Origin of the sequence: Paracoccus sp. MC1854 (genome assembly GCF_014164635.1) — a bacterium.
GTDB lineage: Bacteria > Pseudomonadota > Alphaproteobacteria > Rhodobacterales > Rhodobacteraceae > Paracoccus.
Genome location: NZ_JACJFU010000094.1, coordinates 1 through 2,602, shown reverse-complemented (window position 1 = coordinate 2,602; position 2,602 = coordinate 1). Strand labels below are relative to the sequence as shown.

At 61.7% G+C, this 2,602-nt stretch carries 5 protein-coding genes; all 5 read right to left on the bottom strand.

What is annotated here, in order from left to right; genetic code table 11:
* Window positions 1-88 precede the first annotated feature (88 nt).
* The 5 genes from H5395_RS18105 to H5395_RS18085 all read right to left on the bottom strand — a co-directional run bounded on the left by H5395_RS18105 (window position 89) and on the right by H5395_RS18085 (window position 1,935).
* Window positions 89-484, bottom strand: coding sequence for a DUF6481 family protein (locus H5395_RS18105; RefSeq protein WP_182793919.1), 396 nt, complete (start codon window positions 482-484; stop codon window positions 89-91).
* Between the two features lie 47 nt (window positions 485-531).
* On the bottom strand, window positions 532-741 hold the full coding sequence (locus tag H5395_RS18100; protein ID WP_182793917.1) for a hypothetical protein: 210 nt from the start codon (window positions 739-741) through the stop codon (window positions 532-534).
* A 76-nt stretch (window positions 742-817) separates the two neighbouring features.
* Complete coding sequence (locus tag H5395_RS18095; protein WP_182793915.1) at window positions 818-973, bottom strand: hypothetical protein; 156 nt, start codon at window positions 971-973, stop codon at window positions 818-820.
* Between the two features lie 361 nt (window positions 974-1,334).
* Window positions 1,335-1,613: a DUF982 domain-containing protein gene (locus H5395_RS18090; RefSeq protein WP_234450840.1), complete on the bottom strand. Its 279-nt coding sequence runs from the start codon at window positions 1,611-1,613 to the stop codon at window positions 1,335-1,337.
* 115 nt (window positions 1,614-1,728) lie between these two features.
* The gene (locus H5395_RS18085) at window positions 1,729-1,935 is read right to left on the bottom strand and encodes a cold-shock protein (protein ID WP_182793913.1); all 207 of its coding nucleotides are present in this window, start codon (window positions 1,933-1,935) and stop codon (window positions 1,729-1,731) included.
* Window positions 1,936-2,602: the final 667 nt, after the last annotated feature.

Sequence of the window (2,602 nt, the reverse complement as noted above, 5' to 3'; positions counted from 1 at the left end):
AGCAGTCATGTCCGCGATCGGGAAGGTGACTTCGCCGGTCGGTCAAGCCGCCCGGGCAAAGGCTCTCTGTGCAGGGAGGAAGGACGACCTACTTCTGCCGTGCCTTGCGATCGGCATAGCGCCGGTCGCGGTCGGCCTTGCGTGCATCCTCGTCCTTGATGACCTGGGCGATCAGGCTGTCAGCCTTCTCACGCGCGGCAATCCTGGCCCGGGCGGCGACAGCGGCGGCTTCCTGATAAGCGGCCGCCTCGGCCTCGACGCGCGTTTGCTCCTCCTGCTGCGCACGGGCCTCTGTCTTCAGCCGATCCCGCTCTTCACGCCGTTCGTCCCGCGCAGCAGCGATCGCGAGAAGCTCCTCTTGCCTCGCGATGCGTGTGGGTTCGGCGGCCTCCCTCGTGGCCCGATAGGCCCGAAGGAGCGCGGCCTTCGCATCGGCAGCAGCACTGCGACGGTCGGCGAGATCGTTGGTCTTGGTGGTTCTCAAACTTGTATCCTGTCTGAAGTGTTGTCGGCCTGAAAGTCAGGCCGCTGTCATGGCTTCTGCGGCACGGAAGCTGCCCGGGCGCGGTCTTCGAATTCCCTGGCGAGGCGCGCCGTCCTGAGCCGCAGGGTCTTCTCTCGGCGAGCCTCGGCCACAGCGTCGAGTTCATCGACAGCGCGCTCCCTTGCCCGGAAATGCGACTGGGTCTTGGCAAAGGCGATCTCGGCCTGCTGGCGCGGTCGGCTGTGGGTCGGTGTCATTGCAGTTCAACTCCCAGGAGTGACGTCATGACGCAGCGCGGCACGGTTCCGGCAGAAGAGGGCGTCGGCGCCGAGATCACCCAAGACTAACCTGCAGGACCGACTTGCGCCGATTTTCAAGGCAACGCTCCACCATCCCTTGGGCAGCCTGCTGCGTCTCACCCATTTGATGGCAATTGTACAGGATCAACTGCGCAACTTCCTCGTCCGTTCTGCCAAGGTCTTTTCGCACGGATATTCCTTTCAGGATCTGGGGGCGGCGTGCAGGGCCAAGCGCCTCTGGATTGCACGCCGTCGGCTTCAAGGGAACAGGCTCGCCATCCAGACCAACATAGCCAATCCGGCAAGCGCCTACGTTTATGACCTCAGTCAGCAAGTCTCTTGGAATGCAAGCTGAATCTGAGCGTCGTTCGCCTGATCTGCTCTTGTTCTGAGGGATTCCTGAGAGGAGCAACAAACATTCAGATAAGGCTTGTCGGATCACGCATGTCGTCTTCACAAACCTGCGCATAAAAGATTGAAATGGGGGAATATCGCTTCCCTTACGGCAAGGCAGTCCGGGAATGTCGTCCAGTTCGGATCTGGGTGCCCCATCACGCAGCGATGGCTCGCGCAGTCTGACCCACATGGGTTGCGGGCACGAACCCCGCCGTCCTTGCCGCCGAGATGAAGGCCCGGCGCGCGGTGCCGACAGATGCCATGCAGTCCATGGCCGCTTCCACTTGGTGGAGCGCACGATCACGGGCGTGGTCGGCGACCGGCCATTTCTTCAGCAACCAGTATTGGGCCTGTTCGGCCGTGGTGATGTCCTGGATGTCGCCGTGGGGCGACATGACAAAGGACAGGGGCTTGCCCCAGTTAATTTCGATCAACGTCGTGTTCTTTCGTGGAGAGGCGAATACCGGCGCACCGCAATGCAAGCCGGTTCGTGGGGAAGGAGGGCCTGCCCGAGAGCGGCCCAGCCTTCATGATTTCGCAGATTGTCGCTCAGGCGAGAACGAGGTTCGTCGCCGACTCGCGCCCGTTGCGGTCTCGCTCCAGGTCGAACGAAAGCGCCTGGCCGTCATCCAGCTGGTGAATGCCGGCACGTTCGAGCGCGGAGACGTGGACGAAGACATCCTTCGAGCCGCTTTCGGGCTGGATGAAGCCGAAGCCCTTGGTGGAGTTGAACCATTTTACGGTGCCATTGGCCATCGTGATATTCCTTTTATCTGTGCCGCTCACATGATGCAGCGTCCCGGCAAAGCTGAAGATCGAGAGCTGAGCCGGAAGGAACAGGTTCGAAAAAGAGTATTGCTGAACTCATATGAGGGTGCGCCGCCTATCTTGCAAGTGGCAGCACGGATTTCATTGCATCCCACTCCATGCAAGAGGCAGGCGTTCCCGTCCGACTGGTGTTGATGCTGCACGGCTGCACCCAAGGTCCGGACCACTTCTCCTACAGGACCGACATGAACCGCGACGCCGAAGGCCATGGACTGATCCCTGGTTTATCCCCATCCGGTGTAGGCCCCATAACCCCAAGGATGCTGGAACTCTGACCTTGGCCCGAGGGCCAGCATGCCGAGACAGCGAAGCTGCACTGCCGGCAGTGCTGACCCGCGCAGTCGCGACCGGGTTCACGGTTTGCCCGGATACAATCTTCGCCGCCGGCCTGTCGGCCGAAGGCGCGATGACCGCGACCCACCCGAGCCTGCTTGCGGTGGCCATCCGATCGCGGGGAGGTCGGAGATGGGCGTTGTTGCAGAACTCTGCCCTCGGAAGGATTCACTGGAGTGGTCCAGCGGGTTAAGGGCCTGCCATGACCAGGCCTGAACCCACCCGCTACCGCACGACGAACTGGAAATCCTACAATGATGGG

Bases quoted from the DNA above. Each gene is read 5' to 3' on its own strand.
- H5395_RS18085 (WP_182793913.1), bottom strand. From the start codon at position 1,935: ATGGCCAATGGCACCGTAAAATGGTTCAACTCCACCAAGGGCTTCGGC.
- H5395_RS18100 (WP_182793917.1), bottom strand. From the start codon at position 741: ATGACACCGACCCACAGCCGACCGCGCCAGCAGGCCGAGATCGCCTTT.